The sequence below is a fragment of the Microbacterium sp. MPKO10 genome, from assembly GCF_026107415.2.
Lineage (GTDB): Bacteria > Actinomycetota > Actinomycetes > Actinomycetales > Microbacteriaceae > Paramicrobacterium.
Map to the genome: position 1 here is coordinate 515,314 of NZ_JAPCHX010000006.1, position 21,293 is coordinate 536,606.

The following is a 21,293-nucleotide window of genomic DNA, read 5'->3' on the forward strand; positions in this document are numbered from 1 at the left end:
CCCATTCTCCTTGCAAGCCCAATCGGTTCATTGAACCACGTCCCGCGCCGGACAGAGGCACCAAGGAGACGAAACGAAACTGCAGGGAGTCTCCGACGCTATTGTTCCTCATCAGTAGTATTCCTGCACGTACCCCAGCGCCTTCTCGAAGACGTCGTTGTCACGAATCTTGAACTGCACGTACAGCGTCTGCCGCAAAGCCTTCCGCACTTCCCGATCCCCTTCGATCGTGGACTGCCATCCATCGAACCGCACCGCCTTCACAACTTCGTCGATGCGGTCAACAACGTTGGACACGATGATTGGCGTCTCGTCACCCTTGAGCGCTTCGAATAGCTCGGTGAGCGCAGCTTTGCCCTTCTCTTCGCGAGGGACCTCATTCTCCGCCTTCTCGGCGGCGACGGTATCTCGGGCGAGTTCGAGCAACTCACGGAGGAACTCGAGGCTGGACTGCTGAATGTCGGCGTATCGCTCGCGTAGTATGTTGAGACGTTGCCCGAGTTCGATGAAGACAGGGTTGTTCAGGTGGCGGGCGATGCGTGCGGTGATCTGTTTCTCGATTTCCTCAGCCGACACGTCGGCGCGCTTGCCGGTCATCAGGTCTTCGATCGTCTGAGCGTCGAGCACGATGGTTTCTTCACCCTGGGGGATCTCCACAGTGATGTTCTCATTGATCAGCTCGATGGTCTTCGCGCCCAGAGCGTGCCAAACAAGCCGCCCGGTGATGTCGGCCGGCCGCACCGACTCATACACATCGGTGAGCCAGCGGTAGTCATCACGGAACTCACGCAGCATCGGGTCTGGGCTCAGCGCTTCCCACAACTGCGACACCACGCTGTAGGCAAGGCCGAAGGCATCCTTGGTGGCGTCGTCCGCGATCGCGGTCTGAGCCTGAATCAATCCCTCGTAGCCCCCGACCGAGCGATCCACTCCGGGGAAGAACGCCAGTGCGGCAGACATCGCCGGCGCAAGTTGCGACTTGAGCTCCTCGATATTGGTGATGACGTGCTGCACGGATGCTTCATCGAATGCGAGAGACTTCGCGACGTCGTCGAAGATGCCGAGGTAGTCGACGATCAGCCCGTGTGTCTTGTTTGGCGGGTACACCCGGTTCGTGCGGGTGATGGCCTGCAGCAGCGTGTGTTCTTTCAACGGCTTGTCGAGGTACTGCGTCTGCAGAATCGGTGCGTCGAACCCCGTGAGTAGCTTCGCCGTCACGATGATGATCTTCAGCGGATCAGACGGGTCATTGAACCGGGCGAGCACCTGTTCCAACTCGTCGGCACCAGGGGTCCATTGGGCCCAGTCGGCCGGGTCCGTGCGTGACTTTGACATGACGATCGTGGATGCCTCGGGCGGCAGCATTGTGTCGAGGGCGGCCTTGTACGCCACGCAGGATGCCTTGTCGTATGCGACGAGCTGCGCCTTGAAGCCCTCCGGCTCGACCTTCGTGGTGAAGTGGGCGGCGACGTCTTCGGCTATCTGCCGGATGCGTTCGGGCGCCTTGATGAGCACCTCAATGGATGCTGCCTTTTTCGAAAGAGTGATCTTCTCGTTCTCGCTCAATCCGCGCTCTTCAGCGAGCTCCTCGAAGGCAGTGTCGATGTTCTCCTGATCCAAATGGATCTCCGACAGTCGTGGCTCGAAGTGCAGGGGCAAGGTTGCACCATCTCGAACAGAGTCTTGGAACGAATAGCGGGAAAGGTAGCCGCCCGCATCTTCAGAGGAACCGAACCACATGAACGTGTTGTGGTCTCGCTTGTTGATCGGGGTGCCGGTGAGACCGAACAGGAACGCGTTCGGCAAAGCCTGGCGCATCCGCTGTCCGTAGTCGCCTTCCTGGGACCGGTGCGCTTCATCGACCATCGCGATGATGTTTTGCCGGTCATCGAGTACGCCTTCCACCTCACCGAACTTGTGGATCGTGGTGATGATGATCTTCCGCGCACCCTGGCTCAGGAGTGTCTGTAGTTCCTTGCGGGAGTCTGCCGAGACGAGACCCGGAACATCGGATGCGTTGAACGTTCCGGTGATCTGCGTGTCTAGGTCTATGCGGTCGACCACGATCAGGATCGTCGGATTTGTCAACTCGGCCATCGCACGCAACTTCAGCGCGGTGAACACCATCAGTAGCGACTTGCCCGAGCCCTGGAAGTGCCATATGAGGCCCTGCTTCACTGCGCCGTGCAGCACACGCTGCACGATCAAGTTCGTTGCTTGGAGCTGTTGAAACCGCGCGATCACCTTGATCTTGCGGTGCTTCGAATCTGTTGCGAACACCGTGAAGAAGCGTAAGAAATCGAGAACGGATGCCGGTGCCAGCACACCATTTACGGCGTCCCTGACGACCTCAAGCCCGACCTTCGCGGGCGCGTCAGGATCAGCCTCTTCTTCACGCCACGTTCCCCACAGTTCAACGGGCATGCCGACCGATCCGTAGCGGAAGTCTTTGCCTTCGGTGGCGAACGACAGTACGTTGGGCACGAAGAACTGCGGAACGCTGGCCTCGTAGTCATCGTGGATCTGTGCCGCGGCATCGATCCACGTGTACGCGGCACGAATCGGCGTCTTGGCTTCACCAATCACCAGCGGGAACCCGTTGCACCACAGTACGAGATCGAACCGCTTACCGAGCCGACCCAACTGGAACGTGACCTCGGTAGAAACGATCCACTGATTTGACGAATCATCCTCGGGGTGATCGAAGTCGATCAACCGGACGGTCGTGTGCTCGCCGTTGGGGCCGAATGGCATCGATTTCTGGCCGGTCAACCATGCCATGAGCTCTTCATTCGCGACAACCGGATGGGGGCTGTTCCGAGCTGAGATCAGAATTGCGCGAAGCACGTGGATGACCTCGTCTGCCTTACGTGGGTCTGCTTCGATCTCCGGATTCAGACGGATCAGTGCCGCCGTGACGAGACCTTCGAGGAGTACCTCGTCCGTCCGGCGCGGAAGTTCGCTGCCTGGCAAGAATTGCACGTCGGGTGTGGCGATCAGGTCACGGATGTAATCACGCACCGTGTTTGCCTCGTTGAACTGGGCCATCAGATCCCTCCGAAAACATCGAGAAGCGTCGAACCCGTCAACGCAGTAAGCGCTCTCGCCTCCGAGTTGACAGATGAGATTGCCGCATCCAGTGCGGACAAGGCATTCGTGACCTGCTCGATCTTGTCCTCGCTGAGTGTGGGCACGGGCCCCGCGAGGATCTTGGCCTGGGAAATGTTCTTGGCTTCGGTCCCATTTACGACTTCACGGACGTACGACCTATATCCAGGAGAGCGAAGGGCGGCCAAGAGCACCCGTGCGGGGTATCCAGACTTCGGTACCAACCGCAGAGTCTTGTCGCTGAGCATAAGGTTGGGGTAGTCGCCGTCGACAAGGCATGGCCGCGCGACGTTGTCAACGATTGCATTCGCTCGAGTGACCAGCACATCTCCGGCACGAATGCTGTCGTATGCACGGAATTCTGCGGCGTTGAGAAGCAACTTGTTCTCGCCAGGTTTGAACGTATCGTGGCCGACGGCGCTGACTTTTAACACGCCCAATTCCCCACCCTTCGCAGGCTCCGCTGAGGCGCGCGGACTCCTACCCGCGTCAATTCTTTCCACCCAATCGGCAAGTCGGCCTGGAGTTGCGGAGGTTGCGGCGAACTCGAATGTCGCGGTGGCGAGAGACATGAGTTCAGTGGCCACTGACTTTGCGGTCTGCTTGGCTCCTTCGATTGTCCAGAGGAGGTCCGCGATGCGCTTCTGTTCGTCGAGCGGCGGTAGGTCAAACTCGAAGTGCGCGAGATCGCGCCAATTTGTGCGTGGTGAGAGAGATCCGGCCGAGGTACCGAGGGCGTGGGCGAAGAACTCGTTGGACTGCACGAGAAAGGGCAAGAACTCGCCGAGTATCCGACTTTCATCCGCCTCGAAAGTGTAGATGTCTCCCGAGCAGATCGCGTCGAACTCGGCGTACGCAACTTTCCGCTGATAGGCGCGACGTTTCCCGAAGAGCGTCTGGCCAGGCTTCACTCGGCGCGCGAAAGTCGTACCGTCTGCCGATGATCCCCAACGACTGATTCTCAGCTCGCCGGGGTTCATGTGCTCCATCGCAATGACCCGATCGATGCCGGCTGCTTCGAAGTCACGGACGGTCTCATTGACGTTGAGCACAACGTCTCCAAACGCGACGCGCCTCCATGCGGACTTGTCGAGTGAGAGTGTCATGGTGTTACCTCAGCCTGCATGAGAGCGATCGCATTCGCGACGGCAGAATCGGCGGCGTCAGCAGCGGTGCGCCAATCAGTAACCGCATCGCCAACATCGATCTGCTCCCCGGCATCCGCACCCCGAGCCTCAGCCACATAGAGCGGGATCGCGAGGCTGTAATTCTTGCCACCAATATCTTCAAGCGTGGCAACGGCGGCGAACTCGTCGAGGTCAGCAAAGCCTCGGTACGCACCAAGGATCTTCTCCTGGTGCGAATCGCGAAGGAAGGATTGCGCCTGTTCACGCGCAACTTCATTGACGGCATTGACGAACAGCACCTTGCCCTTGTGCTCCGCGGGTTTCGTTGCCCGCAGCGTAACGACCACGGCTTCCATAGGGCTGTTGTAAAACAGTCCGGCGCCCAACCCGAGCACGCATTCTATGAGGTCAGACTTCACCAGCGCCTCACGCAAGGCAGCCTCCTCGCGGCGGAACAAGACCCCGTGCGGGAAGAGAATGGCAGCGCGCCCGGTCTCAAGGTCGAGACTCTTCGCGATGTGTTGGAAGAACGCGTAGTCCGCTCGCCCTTGCGGCGGCACACCCCACATGTTTCGGCCGAAGGGATCCTTCGCAAACGTTTCACGGTTCCATGCCTTGATCGAATACGGAGGGTTCGCGAGAATGACATCGAACGTCTGCAGTCCGCCCTTGCTGTTTAGGAAGGCGGGCCGAGAGAGCGTGTCGCCGTGGGCGATCTGCCCGTCTGCAATCCCGTGCAGGAACAGATTCATCCGCGCGATCGCGGACGTCCCGTAATTGAGTTCCTGCCCGTACAGCCTGAGATTCCGCCACTCCTTGCCCTGGCGTTTAACCTCAGCTGCGGCTGAGATGAGCATCCCGCCGGTGCCGCAGGTTGGGTCGTAGACCGACTCGCCGGGCTCGGGTTCGAGCATGAGAGTCATGAGGCGAACGAGGGTGCGGTTCGTGTAGAACTCCTGAGCGGTGTGGCCGGAGTCGTCGGCGAACTTCTTGATCAGGTACTCGTACCCGTTCCCGAGTTCATCCTCGGGCAGATTCGCGATAGAAAGCGTCTGGGTAGAGAAGTGCTCAATCAGGTCTGCCAGCGTCGCGTCAGGGAGGAGGTTCTTGTTCCCCCAGTCGCCATCGCCGAACACACCCGGCAGCGTGTCGGGGTTCGCGGACTCGATCGCGCGCATCGCACGCAGCACGGTGGCACCGATGTTCTCGGTCACGGACCGGACGTCGTCCCAGTGGCACCCGTTCGGGATCGCAAAGCGATGGTTCTCCGGCAGATCCGCCAGTTCGTCGTCGCCATAGGTCGCAAGCGCGGCCGCGTGCTCTTCGTCGTACACATCGGAGATGCGCTTGAGGAACACGAGCGGGAAGATGTATTGCTTGTAGTCGCCCGCATCGATGAGCCCGCGGAGGATGACCGCCGCACCCCACAGGTAGTTCTCAAGCTCGCGCTGGCTGATCCGGTTACTCACGCGCTCAACCCCCACTTCGCGAGCTCGGCTTCCAGCGCCGCGCGTGTCTCCTTCGCCCGCGCGTGTGCGGTTTCGAGGTTGGCGACTGCGGCTGCGAGCGTGATCTTCTCGCCATCATCAGGGGGCGCGACATAGAGCGGGATGTTGAGGTTGAAGTTGTTGCTCGCGATCTCCTCGAGGTCAACCACACGTGCTCGCCCGTCGATGTCGGCGAAGCCGGCATACGCCTCGAACAGTTCTTGCTCATGCTCGGGTTCGAGGGTGTTCTGGTTGCGGCCCTTCTTCATCAGGTCTTCCCCGTTGATGAATAGCACCCTGTTCTGCTGATCGGCAGGCCGTTGTTGACGCAGAATCAGCACGCACGCGGCGAGCCCGGTGCCGTAGAAAAGGTTGGGCGCGAGGCCGATCACGGCCTCGATCTTGTGTGCCTTGAGGATATGCGTGCGGATACGCGCTTCGGCCCCCTGCCGGAACAGGGCCCCCTGGGGCAGTACGACGGCGATTCGACCGCTGACGGGGTCGGCGGACGTGAGCATGTGCTGCACCCACGCCCAGTCGGCATATCCCTTGGGCGGCACACCGCCGAGCTGGTTGCGTCCCCACCGGTCGGTCGCCCATTCGACATCGCCCCAGTTCTTCAAGGAGAAGGGCGGGTTGGCGACAACGCAGTCGAACTGAGCGAGTCGGTTGCCGGTATAGAACGCAGGGTCGCGGAGCGTGTCTTCGCGGACGATCTTGAAGTCCTCCACGCCGTGGAGCAGCAGGTTCATCCGAGCGATCGCGGAGGTGGCAAGCACCTTCTCCTGCCCGTAGAGCTTGCCCCACAGGGTTTTGGGGCTACCGCCAGCTTCCTTCACATGATCGATGACGTCGATCAGCATGCCGCCCGTCCCGCAGGCGGGGTCGTAGACGCTCTCGCGCTCTTGCGGATCGAGGATGTTCACCAGCAGGCGCACGACCGAACGGGGCGTGTAGTACTCGCCGGCCTTCTTGTTGGACTGGTCCGCGAATCGTTTGATGAGGTACTCGTAGGCGTTGCCGAACACATCAGGGGCGACCTTCGCGTTGCTCAACGTCCTTGTCGAGAAATGTTCGATCAGGTCAGCAAGCTTGCGGTCAGGCAGTTTGTCCTTGTTCGTCCAGTTCGCATTGCCGAAGATGCCATACAGCGTCTCGGGGTTTGCCTTCTCGATCTCTCGGAACGCGGTCTGCAGCGCCGTGCCGATGTTCTCTGTCTTCTCGCGCACGTCTGTCCAGAGCATGCCATCAGGGATGGCAAACCGGTGGTTTTCAGCAAAGGCTGCGAACTCGCGATCACCGCCGGAGTCGTTGAGCGCCTGTGCATACTCCTCGACGTAGACGTCGCTGATCCGCTTGAAAAACATCAGCGGGAAAATATAAGCTTTGAAGTCCGCTTGATCAATGCTTCCTCGGAGGAGATCGGCAGCGCCAGCGAGGTAGCTCTCTAGTTCACTCTGTCCCAGAGGAGTTTGACTCGCTGCACTCAGTGCTGCCGCTGCCTGCCGCGCCTCATCCTCTGTCAATGAACACCCTCGCTACGCAATCTTAATTTTGTTGGACAGGCGCAGTGCCGCCTCGTACCTAATAGTAATTGTCAGTAGCGACATTGTCTCGCGAATGGCTGGTGATTGCCGGGCGGCGCCCCGGGGATGCGATGCACAATAGGAGTGAAGAAAGAGTCAATGTTGCTTTCCACTGTATATCACACGTGCCCACGCGTCTGGCAGATCATGGTTGAGTAGCTCAGAACAGGCTCTTCGGATCGTATGCTTCCTCGATCTGCCAGAGGCGTGGCAGCTTCGGAGACGGCAGGTCAAGGCGACGTATCGGCGGATGACCGGCTCCTTGGGAGATGGTGTGCACCTATTCATTGGAATGAGCACTAGCGGGAGGATGCGGTCATGCCCACGTCGAACCCTTGTGTGTTCGAAGTAGCCCTGAGCTGGACGACCATACATGTGGGCGCCGGGGACGCGCCCACCCTCAATCGTCATTCCAAGACCCGCAGGAAGCCTGATTTCGCAGGATCAACGGTCCCGCCGATTCGGCGGAACCGCGAATTCTGCGGGTTTTGTCACGGTGCCGCAAAATTTGCGGGGCCGTCACGCTACCTGGGGTCCGCTTTTGTCGCGGAGCGAGCGGAACACCCAAGGTCGGCGACCATGCTGCAAAGGTACGCCGAGCTACCGATATTGTCTACGATTCCCTCCCGAAGGCGCGTTCAAGCATCTCAGCGGTCGCCGGGTTGACCATCTCGTTGCGGCGGATGTAGTGCTGCACCGTGATCGCCGGGTCCGTGTGCCCGAGTAGTTCGGCGGCAAGGTCGACGCCAGCCTCATTGCTGATTGCGGTGGCAACCGTGCGACGAAACATGTGTGGCGTGACGCCCTCGATGCCCGCGATGTCGAGCACGTGCCGAAGCTGCCTGCGCACGTTGTTCGTGGTCAGCGGGCCACCGTCACGATTGCAGAACAACAGTGCATCGAGCGAGGCATCATCTCGGCGGGTGAGCCTGAGCCGCACCGCCTCGGCAGTGAACGCGGGGAGTGCGACGGTGCGTCTGGATTTCGCGGTCTTGGGGTGGTCCTGCCGCTGGGTCGGTTCGCCGCGGTGCGCGACGATGGTGCCGTTAATGCGAATCGACGGCGGGGCGCTCACGATGTCGATATCGCGGCGACGGATCGCGAGCACCTCACCGATGCGTGCTGACGTGCCGAGCATCACCTCGACGATCGCGCCGAGCTGCCCGTCCGGTTTCGGCCCGGTGGGTGAGAGCCCGGTCTCCCAGAACGCGATCGCGGTGCGGATGGCGTTTACCTCGGCGGGGGTGAGTGCGTTGGGTGTCGTCGGGGGTTTCCGGAGCCGTGAGACGTGATCCATCGGGTTGCGCGGCAACACCTCGTGCCGCACCGCGAGCCCGAGCGCGAGCCGCAATGCCACCCGGGCCTGCTTGGCACGGTTATAGCTTTGCTTCGCAAGCTGCTTCAAGAAATGGTCGCAGCGCGCCACGCCGATCTCACGCAGCGTGAGGTCTTTGAACGCGGGCATCACGAGCGTGCGCATGTTGCGTTCGTACAGCTGACAGGTAGTGGTCGAGAGCCGATCTTCAAGATCGAGATCTTCCAGCCAGTACGCCACCAGGTCGGGGAACGGACTGTCGGCAGTCAGCCCGATGCCTGCGGGCTGGTAGAGCGTGCGCTCGGCAAGCTTCGCTTTCAACCCTTGTTCGGCGGCGCGCCTCGAGTCGCCGGTGGCTTGCACGAGCCTGGACTTTCCATCCCAGTCGCGATACCTCGCACGGGCGGTCACGCGACCGTTCGACGCGGTCTGAAACCCGATCGTGCCGAAGGTGCCAATGGTGAGGCGTGGGCGGCTCATCGCGTCACCTCCCGTCGAACGGGGGCGCTTGGGCGCCGTCGCGTTGCTGCTCGATCCAGACACGTACGTCGGAGACGGCGAACTTCAGGTGCTTGCCGAAACGGTACGCGGGTGGGCCGAGGCCGCGGGTGCGCCAGTCGTAGATCGTCGAGACGGGGATGCCCAAATACGTGGCCAACTCGCCGACATCGATCAGGGGCTCCAGGCCCCACGGGGTGGGCTGTGCTTCGGTGTCCATAACGAACAGGTGCACGGCGCGCATCGCAGCTGACCGTACACAACCGGGGCGGTCGGGGCCCTGCCAGGCGGCTGTCGTCCGGGTGCCCCCTCGGCGTGTCAAAAAGATGGGTTTGTGATGACCGGATCAAATCTCACCTACGAAAAAATCGCGGAAACCCTTGAGTTTCCGCGATTCTTTGGTCGGGCTGACAGGATTTGAACCTGCGACCCCTTGACCCCCAGTCAAGTGCGCTACCAAGCTGCGCCACAACCCGATGTTGCCGGCCGGGCCGGAAACAACTCGTCCAGTCTACCGTGTCTGAGACAGTGCTTGTGACCACCGCAGGGACGTGTCGCGGTCAGCCGAGATCAAGTGGCTGCCCGGCAGCATCCGCCGGCCATTTCTCGCCCGCGTCGATCGCGAGCGGGAGCACATTATCCGCGGGCGGCAGCGGGCAGTTCCAGGCGGGGCTGAACGCACACGGCAGCAGCGTCGCACGGTTGAGGTCGACAAACGCGACATCGCCGACCTTGACAGCATCCGGGCCTGTCAGGGGCAATCTCAGAACGCGACCCGACCCGTGCGAACTCGACTCGCTCGTCTCGTCGCGAAACGGAATGCTCAACGCATCCTCATGCTCCGTGGCCTGCAGAATGTAGTACCGCTCATCAACCGTAAGCACCACCTCGGCGACGACGGGCACCTCAACTGGCCGAGGGTCGCGGTAATGCGAGATCGCCACCGTGCGGCTCACCTCCGGCTCTTTGATGCGCGCGGGCACAACCCACCGTGCGTCATACGGAAACGCGTCGATATGGTCGAAGCGCTGGAGGCGCTCGGCGCGGGCATCCCAGACCTGCAGAGCGAATTTCGTGCCGTCATAGCTGAAGACAACGCCCTCGCTGCCGTCGGCGAAGGAAGCCGTCGTGGGACCGTCGAGCGCGAGCCAGTACAGCTCGGCTGTGCCGTCGACAGCCTCCCCATTGATCGAGATTCCATCAGAAGCCTCAGCGGTGACCCGGAGCCCTCGGCCCCCGTCGAGCGGTGACCAGCGGCCGGGTGCGGGCGGAACGACGGTGTTGGGTTCCGTGACGTGAGCACCCCAGACGAACGCAAGCGGGCTGCGCGGGCCGGTCATCTGTGCTGCGCGTTCGATTCGCCACGCACTCCATTCGCCGCGGAGCCTCTCGAGATCGGTCATCGATCCGTCACCGCGTCGATGCGCTCCGTCAGCCAAGCTGCTCCGTGCACACGCCCTCCCAGGTCTTCGACACGAGCGGCCAGCTCTCGGTCGCTCGTGATCACCGTCACATCTTGCTTTGCCTGGCCGGCGATCAGCGCGGCCACCTGGTCCACAATCTCATTGTCTCCCTCGCCCGGGGCGTCTACCACGCGGACATGAGCGGAATTGCTTACGCCTCGCGCGCGCCCTTCGACGACCATGAGAATGTCCGGAGACCAGAGAAGACCGGATGCTGCCTCAGCGGCCACGCCCGCGACGGCCAGCGCGTCGAGCCTGTCACGCAGCCGTTCGGCGGCGCCAAAGCGATCACGCCACCAGCCGTCGGGCCGCGATCCGACAACGTTCGCGGCGTCGACGACAAGCTGCGGCTGCCTGCCGAGCAGGGGGCGCAGACTCGGCCACGATGCTTCGAATCCGGGGTGGAGCGGCGCCGAGGAAACGCTCTCGACGGGAACCCATTCGAGCGCGATGCTCTCGCTGTCGTTCATCTGCGGCTCAAAGGGGGCAAGCACTTCGGCAACGACAGTCGTGTAGCTCCAGTAGCCGACCGAGAATGTGGACATCACCCAGGGCTTCAGCTGTCCTGCGGGAACCGCCGCCTCTTCGTGTGCCTCGCGGAGGGCACCGTCAATGGCTCCCTCACCCGCGTGCAGCGCACCGCCGGGAAGCCCCCAGGTTCCGCCCTGGTCGCTCCACTCGGCACGGTGCTGCAGGAGGACACCCCGAGAGGGATCCCACGCAAGCAACCCGGCGGCGCCATAGCGCCCCCAGAAGCGCCCGCGCTCCCCCTCCACCCAGGCATCGCCCGAATCGCGGGGGCCAAATGGACGTCGAGGTTCGCCTGGAGCCGGAGGGATGTTTCGTGCCACCCTCCAAGACTCTCACGGCTCGAGCCCCGGGGCCCTATCGTTTACGTCGTTCTCGTACCCGCATGTTGATCACGATGGGGCTGCCCTCGAAACCGTAGATCTCTCGCAGGCGACGCTGGATGAATCGACGATAGCCGGGGTCGAGGAAGCCGGTAGTGAACAGCACGAACGTCGGCGGACGCGTGGACGCCTGCGTGCCGAACAGCACGCGGGGCTGCTTGCCACCGCGCAGCGGATGCGGATGCTCGGCGACGAGTTCCGCCAGAAATGCGTTGAACTTGCCGGTCGCGATGCGTGTATCCCACGAATCGAGAGCGCGCTCCAGGGCGGGGACGAGCTTCTCGAGGTGCCGTCCGGTCGTCGCGGAGATGTTGACACGCGGAGCCCAGGAGACATGGCTGAGATCCTGTTCGATCTCGCGCTCCAGATACCAGCGACGCTCATCGTCGAGCAGGTCCCATTTGTTGAACGCCAGTACAAGCGCTCGCCCGGACTGCAGGACGAGGTCGACGATGCGGATGTCCTGCTCGGAGATCGGTTCGCTCACGTCGATGACGACGACGCCGACCTCGGCCTTTTCGAGTGCGGCACTGGTGCGCAGCGAGGCGTAAAAGTCTGCGCCCTGCTGCATATGAACACGGCGCCGGATGCCGGCAGTGTCGACGAACCGCCACACCTTTCCTGCGATCTCGACTTGCTCATCGACGGGGTCGCGCGTGGTGCCCGCGATGTCGTTGACAACGACGCGTTCTTCGCCTGCCGCTTTATTGAGAAGACTCGATTTGCCGACGTTGGGTCGGCCGACGATCGCGACGCGTCGCGGTCCGCCGATTTCACGCTTGGCGACGGCGGACACCTCGGGGAGCTTGTCGAGTACGCGATCCAGGAGGTCTGCGACGCCACGACCGTGAAGCGCTGACACGCCGTACGGCTCTCCGAGCCCCAGAGACCACAGGTCGGCGGTGTTCGGCTCCTGCCGCACATCGTCGACCTTGTTCGCGACCAGGTACACGGGCTTCTTTACCTTGCGGAGAAGACGCACGACGTGCTCGTCTGTGCTCGTTGCTCCCACATTGGCGTCGACGACGAACATGACAGCGTCCGCAAGATCGATCGCGACCTCGGCCTGCGCCGCCACCGACGCGTCAATGCCCTTTGCGTCGGGCTCCCATCCGCCGGTGTCGACGATCGTGAAGTGACGGCCGTTCCATTCGGCGCGGTACGACACGCGGTCGCGGGTCACGCCGGGGGTGTCTTCCACGACGGCTTCACGTCGACCGAGGATGCGATTGACGAGCGCCGATTTTCCCACATTGGGCCGCCCCACAATCGCGACGACGGGAAGTGTCGGCAGGTAGCGGATCGCCTCGGGGCCCTCCGCCGCGGCCTCGAGCAGCTCGATGTCGGTTTCATCAAGGTCATAATCATCAAGACCCTGGCGCAGGGTTGCCGCGCGCTGCTCGATATCCGTCTCGTCGAGCGACTCCAGGTTTTCGGCGAGAGTGTCCTCGCCGTACTGGTCGTCGTCGGGCGTCTGGTCAGCCATGTGAGGTCCTTGCGGTCTGCTGGGCGATCACGTCGAGCACTGCATCGACGGTCTGATCGAAGTTGAGGGTTGTCGAGTCGACGGTCACGACGCCATCTGACGCGGTCATGAAATCGACGACGCGCGAGTCTGCGGCGTCGCGCTTGCGCAGCTGATCAGCGACATCCGTCGCCTTCTCTGTCGTCAGCTCCGCTGAGCGTCTGGCCATTCTAACCTCTTCGGAGGCCGTCAGCAGAATGCGCACGGGAGCATCCGGTGCGACCACCGTGGTGATGTCGCGACCCTCGACGATGATTCCCGCCGTCGGCGCAGAACGCATGATGTCGCGGAACATCGCGTTGACGTGCTCACGAATCTCGGGAACGCGCGCCACACTGCTGACGACGCCCGAGACTCGTGGCTCTCTGACTGCGTCGGTGACGTCGGTCTCGCCGACCATGACGACGTACGCGTCGGGGTCGATACCGATGCTGTAATCCCAATCAGGAAGCGCATCGACGATCGCAGCGCTGTCTGATGCCGACAGCCCGCGCTCGAGCACCCACCAGGCCAGGGCACGATATGCCGCCCCCGTATCGAGATAGCTGTAGTCCAGACGTCGCGCCGCCTGCTTCGAGATGCTGGACTTCCCCGACCCAGCCGGACCGTCGATCGCCACGAAAATCTCGGCCATACTCACACACTCGCAATCCGCCAGCCGCGCGCCTCGAGATCCTCGATGGTGCGCTGCTTGACCTCGGGGAGGACGCTGATCTCAGCCAGTCCCACCGCCGTACCCGGCGAGTGTTCGAGGCGAAGGTCCTCCATGTTGACGTTGATCTCACCCAGTTCGGTGAGAAGTCGTCCCAGCTGCCCCGGAGTGTCATCGACCATGACGACGATCTGCGAGAAGCGGCGATCCTGTCCGTGCTTGCCCGGGAGACGGGAGACACCGGCATTGCCCGCCGCGAACGTGTCGGCAAGGTGGCGACGGGCGCCGCGGGCGTCCGGGGCATCAAGCGCGCCGATGACGGCGTCAAGATCAGAGCGCAGAGCCGTCAGAACCTCAGCAACAGGCGCGGAGTTCGCACCGAGGATCTGCACCCACAGCGCTGGATCGCTCGAGGCGATGCGCACGGTGTCGCGGAGCCCCTGACCCGTCAGCCGCAGAGCATCGTCTGGAGCTTCGACGAGGCGAGCTGCGAGCAGGCTTGCGACGAGCTGCGGCACGTGCGACACAAGGCCAACGGCCTCGTCATGCTGGTCCGGGGTCATCTCGATCGGCGTTGCGCCCACGTCGAGAGCGAGATCCTCAATGATGGCGAGCGCACGTCGCGGCGTGTCATCATCACGGCACACCACCCACGGCCGCCCGACGAAGAGATCGGCTCGTGCCGAGATCGCTCCGCCACGTTCGCGACCTGCCATGGGATGCGAGCCGATGTACAGGGTGAGATCGAGCCCGCGGTTCGTCAGCTCAAGGTACGGTGCGGACTTGACGCTGGCCACATCCGTGACGACGGCACGGGGAAACCGCGTCAGCTCGGCTGCGACGACATCGGCGATGACGTCGGGAGGGACGGCGACGATGACCAGGTCGGGATCATCGTCGTCACGCGCGGCACGTCCGGCCCCGTAGTCGATTGCGAGTTTCAGCTGCGACGGCGAAGCGTCTGCAAGCGCCACATCGAGACCATGGCCAGTCAAGGCCAGCCCGATGCTCGCACCGAGCAGCCCTGTGCCCACGACGCGCACACGCGCGTCGAGCCGGGTCCCATATGACGAGCTGTCGATGCCTGGCCGTGAAGTTGAGCTCACGACGTTCCTTTCTGCCCGCTGTGCGGCGCTGACTCGGATGCGGCCGCGCCTGCCACCCCCGCCTCATAGTCTTTCCACGCGATCTCACCTGTGACCGTTGCGTTGCGCGCGATCGTCAGGATGCCGCCGAGCTCGTCCTTCGTCAGCTCGCGCATCTCTCCGGCGCGCAGCGTTCCGAGATGCAACGGGCCGAAGCTGCGCCGCACCAGGTCGACGACGGGATGCCCGACGGCGGCCATCATCCGTCGGACGATGCGGTTGCGTCCCGAATGAATGGTGAGCTCAACAAGGCTCGACTGCGTCCCGTGATTGTCGAGGACGCGCACGGCGTCCACGGCGATCGGGCCGTCATCGAGGGCGATCCCCGATTTCAAGGCAGTGAGCGTGCGCGGTTCAACAGCACCCTTCACCTTGGCCACATACGTTTTCGCGACGCCGAATGACGGGTGCGCAAGAACGTGGGCGATCTCGCCGTCGTTGGTGAGGATCAGCAGACCCGACGTCTCGACGTCGAGTCGGCCGACGTTAAAGAGACGCTCCTCAAGGTGCGCAGTGAAGCGTGACAGGTCCGGGCGCCCCTGCTCGTCGCGCATCGAGCTGACGATGCCACGCGGCTTGTTCAGCATGATGTACCGCTTCGTCGTGTCGAGCTGCACGGCCCGACCATCAACCGCGACACGATCGGTCTCGGGGTCGATGCGGGTGCCGGGAACCGTCACTGTCTCGCCGTTGACGCTGACCCGGCCCTCGGCGATGTACTGCTCGCACACACGGCGCGAGGCGACACCGGCCGCGGCGAGCACCTTCTGCAGGCGCACGCCCATATTCTCGTGAGAAGAGCTATCTGACATCGTCGTCGAATCCCTCCGATCCATCGGCAAGCAGTGGCGAGATCGGCGGCAGCTCATCGAGCGAGTTGATTCCGAGCTGCTGCAGAAGCAGATCCGTGGTGCCGTAGTTGATGGCCCCGGTCTCGCTGTCTGTGAAGACCTCGGTGATCAGCCCACGGCCGAGAAGCGTTCGCACCACCGAGTCCACGTTCACGGCGCGGATCGAGGCGATGGCGCCGCGAGAGATCGGCTGGCGGTAGGCAATGACGGCGAGCGTCTCGAGCGCAGCCTGTGAGAGCTTGCTCGGGTTCTGTTCTGAGACGTAAGCGGCCACGACGTCGTCGTAGTCTTCGCGCACGTACACGCGCCACCCGCCGCCGACCTCGCGCAGCTCAAATCCCCGGCGGATGCTGCCGGTCACACCGTCGTAGTCGTCCACGAGCCGCTCGATCGCGGCAGAGATCTGCTTCACGGGGACGTTCAGCGCGGTGGCGAGTCCCATGACGCTCTGCGGCTCGTCCGCCACCATCAGCAGCGCCTCGATTGCGCGGTCCAAGTCGATGTCGGCGGTGAGTGTCGTCTCGCCAGACGCTGCCTCGACAGCATCCGTGTCGTCGTCTCGTCTCTGATCATCCGTCATAGTCTGCTCCCAGATTCGCGAGATTCTCTTCCGTCCACTGCTCGTTCGTCCACCGCAGGGTGAGCTCGCCGAGCGGCTCAACCTGTTCGAACGATAGCGCGGCGTGCCGGTACAGTTCGAGCACAGCAATGAATCGGGCGACGATGACGCCCTTCTCTTCAGCTCCCGCGATGAGCTGCCGGAAGGTGACGGGCTCCCCGGCCCGCAGGATGCCCACGACATACGCCGCTTGTTCTCGGATGCTGATGAGCGGGGCGTGCAGATGGTCGAGGCCGACGACCGGGATCTCTTTCGGTGTGAAAGCGAGGGTTGCCAGTGCGGCGAAATCGTCGAGCGTGAGCGTCCAGACCAGCTCGGGCGTACGTGTACGGTACTTCTGCTCGAGCCGGACGGTGCGCGCGTGCCGGGAGTCTTCGGCGTCGAAGCTGTGCGCAAACCACGTGGACGCCTCTTTGAACGCGCGATATTGCAGCAGTCGAGCGAACAGCAGGTCGCGGGCCTCGAGAAGCGCGACGTCTTCCGCGTCGACGAGCTCGCCCTGCGGCAGAAGTCCAGCGATCTTCAGGTCGAGCAGCGTTGCCGCGACCACGAGGAATTCGGATGCCTGGTCGAGCTCTTTCTCCGTCTCGACATCGCGCAGGTAGGCGATGAATTCATCGGTGACGCGAGAGAGCGAGACCTCGGTGATATCGAGTTCGTGCTTGCTGATCAGCGAGAGCAGCAGGTCGAACGGTCCCTCGAAGTTACTCAGTGCAACGCGGAATCCGCCCGACTCCCCCGTCGGCTCTGTGCCGTCATCGAGGTCGGGAGCCGGCGCGGGCACGTCACGCGACGGCGCCACGCGCAACCAGCTCCCGGGCGAGCTGACGGTAAGCCTTCGCGGCGTTGTGCTCGGGGGCGAACTCGGTGATGGGAACACCCGCGACCGAGGCATCCGGGAACTTCACGGTGCGACCGATCACGGTCTCCAGCACGTCGTTGCCGAACGCCTCGACGACCCGGTCAAGCACCTCGCGCGAGTGCAGCGTGCGGGCGTCGAACATGGTGGCGACGATCCCGTCGAGCGTGAGCGCGGGGTTCAGTCGGTCTTTGACCTTCTCAATCGTTTCGATCAGCAGGGCGACGCCGCGCAGGGCAAAGAACTCACATTCGAGCGGGATCAGCACACCGTGTGCCGCCGTGAGAGCGTTGACGGTGAGGAGGCCGAGTGAGGGCTGGCAGTCGATCAGCACGACGTCGTAATCCTGCGAAACGCTGCGCAGCACGCGAGCGAGAATCTGCTCGCGCGCAACCTCACCGACGAGGTGCACTTCGGCTGCAGACAGGTCGATGTTCGCCGGGATCACATCGAGGCCCGGTACGTGCGTCGACTTGATCGCGTCACGAGGGTCGTTCTTGTTCGACAGCAGCAGGTCGTAAATCGTCAGGTCATCGTGCGTGGCCACGCCCAATCCGGCGGAGAGCGCGCCCTGAGGGTCGAAGTCGACGCACAACACACGACGCCCGTACGCGGACAGTGCCGCGCCGACGCTGATGGTGGTCGTCGTCTTTCCGACGCCGCCCTTCTGGTTGCAGAGGGCGATCACGCGGGCGGGACCGTGCCCGCCGAGCGGTTGCGGCTCCGCGAACTCGCGGCGAGGGCGACCGGTGGGTCCGAGCTCCGGGCGCGATTCGTCTGCCGCGGCCGCGGTGTTGTCGATTGTGGCCACTGCGTGCCTCATTCTTCGTCTCTCGTGATGTGGTCGTGCTCGATTGTACCGGCGTCCCGCTGATTCGCCGCGCAGGCGTGCGGATGCTACGAATCTGCGCGGGCGCGGGGATGCGCCTGCGTGTACATGTCGCGGAGTGTGTCTGCGGTCACGAGCGTGTAGATCTGCGTGGTCGCCACCGAGGCATGCCCCAGCAGCTCCTGCACTACGCGGACGTCCGCACCGCCCTGCAGCAGGTGCGTCGCAAACGAGTGACGCAGCGTGTGCGGTGATACGTGCTCGGAGAGCCCGGCTCTGTCGGCCGCGGCCTTGATGATGAGCCACGCGTTCTGTCGCGAGACGCGCTGCCCGCGCAGGCCGAGGAACAGCGCCGGCGTTGCTGCTCCGCGGGCGGAGAGCGCCGGACGCACGCGGACGAGGTACGTGTCGAGCGCGGCTCGCGCGTAGCTGCCGATCGGCACGATGCGCTGCTTGTTGCCCTTGCCCGTGAGCCGCACGATATCGGTGTCGACGACGTCGTCAACGTTGAGCGCGCACACTTCGGACACCCGGGCGCCGGTCGCATAAAGCAGTTCTAGGAGCGCACGATCGCGGATCGCCTGGGGCGAATCACCGGATGCTGTCTCGAGCAGCGCCTCAACCTGAGCAATCGTGATCGCCTTCGGAAGCCGGTCCGGCTGCCGCGGAGGCTTGACGTCTTTTGCGACATCGATCTCGACGACACGTTCTTCGAGAAGGAAACGGTGCAGGCTCCGCACGGACGAGAGCACGCGCGCGACCGATGTCGGCGACAAAGGCTTCTCAGCGTTCTGGGTGAGGCTGCGCAGAAAGGCGACGATATGGGCACTCGTCACCCGGGGGAACTCCTCGACACTGATGCCCTCGAGCCACTCGCGATAGCGGGTGAGATCCCGGCTGTACGCGGCAACCGTGTTCTCGGAGAGCCCTCGTTCGATCGCGACATGCCTCAGGAAGGTGTCGATCGAACGCTCGAGGCTCATTCCGCGCTGCCCCGCTGACGAAGTCGTGGCCAGTCGGCGTCCGCCGGCCCCAGACCGCTCCAATCGCGCTGCCTCTCGACGAACGCCGAGAGGACGCCGGTGACGAGCGACGGGTTCTGCACGGCTCGTGCGCGGACAGCATCCGTGACCTCGTCGAGGCTCACCCAGCGCTTCTCGATGTCAGCCTCCTCCGCCTCGCGATCGAATCGTTCCGGCAGAGCGGAGACTCCGCGCGCAAGGTAGATGCGTATCGCCTCATCGCTGGAACCGGGCGACGTATAAAACTCGGCGAGAACTCCCCAGTCCGCAGCTTCCACATCGGCCTCTTCGGCAAGCTCGCGCTTTGCAGCGTCGAGCGGATGCTCGTTGTCGATGTCGAGCAGACCCGCGGGGATCTCCCACAGTCGAGCGCGCACGGGGTGACGGTACTGGTTGATCAGCAGCACACGGTCCTGGTCGTCGAGCGCGAGGATCGCCACGGCGCCCGTGTGATCCATGTACTCGCGCGTGAGGGAGTCATCGTTCAAACGGAATGTATCGCGCCTGATGTCCCACACATGACCGTTGAACGCGACGTCGCTCGACACGAGGTCGGCCGACGTCGCTTCATCCTGCAGCGGTCGCGGCTCACCCGTCACGCGTTCTCCTCGACCTCATCGTCGAACAGCAGGCTCGCGTTGTGCCTCTCGAGCGATGCTGCGACGAGACCGGCGAACAGCGGGTGCGCATCGGTTGGGCGCGACCGCAGTTCGGGATGCGCCTGCGTGGCGACGTAGAACGGGTGGACCTCACGCGGGAGTTCGACGTACTCGACGAGCCCGCCATCTGGGGAGGTTCCCGAGAACACGAGACCAGCCTCGGCAATGCGGTCGCGGTACGCGTTGTTCACTTCATACCGATGGCGGTGTCGCTCTGACGCCTCGGGCGCGCCGTAGAGCTCACGCACGATGGAGCCGTCTGAAAGTTTCGCCGGGTACAGCCCGAGGCGCATCGTGCCGCCCATGTCGCCTTCCGCGATGATCTCCACTTGCTCAGCCATCGTCGCGATCACCGGATGCTGTGTGTCAGCGTCGAATTCGGTCGAGCTTGCTCCGTCGAGCCCGGCTTCGCTGCGTGCGTACTCGATCACCATGCACTGCAGGCCCAAGCAGAGCCCGAGCGTGGGAACGCCGTTGGTGCGCGCGTAGGTGAGGGCACCGAGCTTCCCCTCGATGCCGCGAATTCCGAATCCGCCGGGCACGCAGATGCCGTCGATGCCGGCGAGTGCCTGTGCAGCGCCCTCCGGCGTCTCGCAGTCGTCAGAGGGGATCCACGTGAGGTTGACGTGGGTCTTGTGGGCAAACCCGCCCGCCTTGAGAGCCTCGGTTACCGACAGGTACGCATCAGGAAGGTCGATGTATTTTCCGACAATCCCGATCGTCACCTCGTCCTTCGGCTCGTGCACGGCCTGCAGCACCGTGTTCCAGCGCGTCCAGTCCACATCGCCCGCCGAGAGGCCGAGTTCGTTCATGATGTACGAGTCGAGGCCCTGATCATGCAGCGTCGACGGGATGTCATAGATCGAGGGAACGTCGACAGTGTTGACGACCGCCCGCTCGTCAACGTCGCACATGAGCGCGATCTTGCGCTTGTTGCTCTCGGTCACGGGCCGGTCGCTGCGCAGAACCAGAGCGTCCGGCTGGATTCCGATGGAGCGCAATGTGGCGACGGAGTGCTGCGTCGGCTTCGTCTTCTGCTCGCCTGAGGCCCCCATGAAGGGCACGAGCGAAACGTGCACGAAGAACACGCTGTCTCGCCCAAGCTCGTGACGCACCTGTCGGGCCGCCTCAATGAAGGGCTGCGACTCGATGTCGCCGATCGTGCCGCCCACTTCGGTGATGATCACGTCAGGCTTCGGAGTCTCCGTCGCCTGAAGGCGCATGCGACGCTTGATCTCGTCAGTGATGTGCGGAATCACCTGAACCGTGTCGCCGAGGTATTCTCCGCGTCGCTCTTTCTGGATGACGGTCGAGTAGATCTGCCCCGTCGTCACGTTCGCCGCCTGGCTGAGGTTAATGTCGAGGAAGCGCTCGTAGTGCCCGATGTCGAGGTCGGTCTCGGCCCCGTCGTCGGTGACGAACACCTCCCCGTGCTGGAACGGATTCATCGTTCCCGGATCGACGTTGAGATAGGGGTCAAGCTTCTGCATCACGACGCGCAGACCGCGTGCCGTGAGCAGGTTGCCGAGGCTTGCCGCCGTCAGGCCCTTGCCCAAAGAAGAAACGACACCACCAGTCACAAAAATGTGTTTGGTCGTGTCGCGTGAGATGCCCGTTTCAGAAATGTTCGCCACGGG

18 protein-coding genes and 1 tRNA gene are annotated in these 21,293 nt (G+C 63.2%); all 19 read right to left on the minus strand.

Annotated features, from left to right (window positions below):
• Positions 1-111 precede the first annotated feature (111 nt).
• Entirely contained in the window at positions 112-3,048 is a 2,937-nt protein-coding gene (locus OK352_RS16010; protein ID WP_265142500.1) for a type I restriction endonuclease subunit R, read from the minus strand.
• On the minus strand, positions 3,048-4,214 hold the full coding sequence (locus OK352_RS16015; protein WP_265142501.1) for a restriction endonuclease subunit S: 1,167 nt from the start codon (positions 4,212-4,214) through the stop codon (positions 3,048-3,050). Before OK352_RS16015 ends, OK352_RS16010 begins: the two co-directional genes overlap by 1 nt.
• The gene (locus OK352_RS16020) at positions 4,211-5,704 is read right to left on the minus strand and encodes a type I restriction-modification system subunit M (RefSeq protein ID WP_265142502.1); all 1,494 of its coding nucleotides are present in this window, start codon (positions 5,702-5,704) and stop codon (positions 4,211-4,213) included. Before OK352_RS16020 ends, OK352_RS16015 begins: the two co-directional genes overlap by 4 nt.
• A complete protein-coding gene (locus OK352_RS16025) occupies positions 5,701-7,248 on the minus strand; it encodes a type I restriction-modification system subunit M (protein ID WP_265142503.1) in 1,548 nt (515 codons plus the stop codon). Before OK352_RS16025 ends, OK352_RS16020 begins: the two co-directional genes overlap by 4 nt.
• Before the next feature lie 673 nt (positions 7,249-7,921).
• Positions 7,922-9,103, minus strand: a complete 1,182-nt coding sequence (locus OK352_RS16030) for a tyrosine-type recombinase/integrase (RefSeq protein WP_265142504.1) — start codon at positions 9,101-9,103, stop codon at positions 7,922-7,924.
• A gap of 4 nt (positions 9,104-9,107) precedes the next feature.
• Positions 9,108-9,365 (minus strand): helix-turn-helix domain-containing protein, encoded by a 258-nt coding sequence (locus tag OK352_RS16035; protein WP_265142505.1) that lies wholly within the window; start codon positions 9,363-9,365, stop codon positions 9,108-9,110.
• A gap of 155 nt (positions 9,366-9,520) precedes the next feature.
• A tRNA-Pro gene (locus OK352_RS16040) sits at positions 9,521-9,597 on the minus strand.
• A gap of 84 nt (positions 9,598-9,681) precedes the next feature.
• A complete protein-coding gene (locus OK352_RS16045) occupies positions 9,682-10,524 on the minus strand; it encodes a DUF1684 domain-containing protein (RefSeq protein WP_265142506.1) in 843 nt (280 codons plus the stop codon).
• A complete protein-coding gene (locus tag OK352_RS16050; RefSeq protein ID WP_265142507.1) occupies positions 10,521-11,435 on the minus strand; it encodes an NUDIX domain-containing protein in 915 nt (304 codons plus the stop codon). The genes OK352_RS16045 and OK352_RS16050 overlap by 4 nt, the downstream gene beginning before the upstream one ends.
• A 34-nt stretch (positions 11,436-11,469) precedes the next feature.
• On the minus strand, positions 11,470-12,981 hold the full coding sequence (gene der / locus OK352_RS16055) for a ribosome biogenesis GTPase Der (protein WP_265142508.1): 1,512 nt from the start codon (positions 12,979-12,981) through the stop codon (positions 11,470-11,472).
• Positions 12,974-13,654, minus strand: coding sequence for a (d)CMP kinase (gene cmk, locus OK352_RS16060; protein WP_265142509.1), 681 nt, complete (start codon positions 13,652-13,654; stop codon positions 12,974-12,976). The genes der and cmk overlap by 8 nt, the downstream gene beginning before the upstream one ends.
• Positions 13,655-13,656: 2 nt before the next feature.
• Positions 13,657-14,754, minus strand: a complete 1,098-nt coding sequence (locus tag OK352_RS16065; protein ID WP_265142546.1) for a prephenate dehydrogenase — start codon at positions 14,752-14,754, stop codon at positions 13,657-13,659.
• A 20-nt stretch (positions 14,755-14,774) separates the two neighbouring features.
• Positions 14,775-15,629: a pseudouridine synthase gene (locus OK352_RS16070; protein WP_265142510.1), complete on the minus strand. Its 855-nt coding sequence runs from the start codon at positions 15,627-15,629 to the stop codon at positions 14,775-14,777.
• Complete coding sequence (gene scpB / locus OK352_RS16075) at positions 15,619-16,248, minus strand: SMC-Scp complex subunit ScpB (RefSeq protein WP_265142511.1); 630 nt, start codon at positions 16,246-16,248, stop codon at positions 15,619-15,621. Before scpB ends, OK352_RS16070 begins: the two co-directional genes overlap by 11 nt.
• Positions 16,238-17,089: a segregation and condensation protein A gene (locus tag OK352_RS16080; RefSeq protein ID WP_372338118.1), complete on the minus strand. Its 852-nt coding sequence runs from the start codon at positions 17,087-17,089 to the stop codon at positions 16,238-16,240. The genes scpB and OK352_RS16080 overlap by 11 nt, the downstream gene beginning before the upstream one ends.
• The gene (locus OK352_RS16085; RefSeq protein ID WP_372338119.1) at positions 17,073-17,969 is read right to left on the minus strand and encodes a ParA family protein; all 897 of its coding nucleotides are present in this window, start codon (positions 17,967-17,969) and stop codon (positions 17,073-17,075) included. Before OK352_RS16085 ends, OK352_RS16080 begins: the two co-directional genes overlap by 17 nt.
• 74 nt (positions 17,970-18,043) lie before the next feature.
• Positions 18,044-18,958 (minus strand): site-specific tyrosine recombinase XerD, encoded by a 915-nt coding sequence (gene xerD, locus OK352_RS16090; protein WP_265142513.1) that lies wholly within the window; start codon positions 18,956-18,958, stop codon positions 18,044-18,046.
• Positions 18,955-19,596, minus strand: coding sequence for an NUDIX domain-containing protein (locus tag OK352_RS16095; protein ID WP_265142514.1), 642 nt, complete (start codon positions 19,594-19,596; stop codon positions 18,955-18,957). Before OK352_RS16095 ends, xerD begins: the two co-directional genes overlap by 4 nt.
• Positions 19,593-21,290, minus strand: a complete 1,698-nt coding sequence (locus tag OK352_RS16100; RefSeq protein ID WP_265142515.1) for a CTP synthase — start codon at positions 21,288-21,290, stop codon at positions 19,593-19,595. The genes OK352_RS16095 and OK352_RS16100 overlap by 4 nt, the downstream gene beginning before the upstream one ends.
• Between the last annotated feature and the right edge of the window lie 3 nt (positions 21,291-21,293).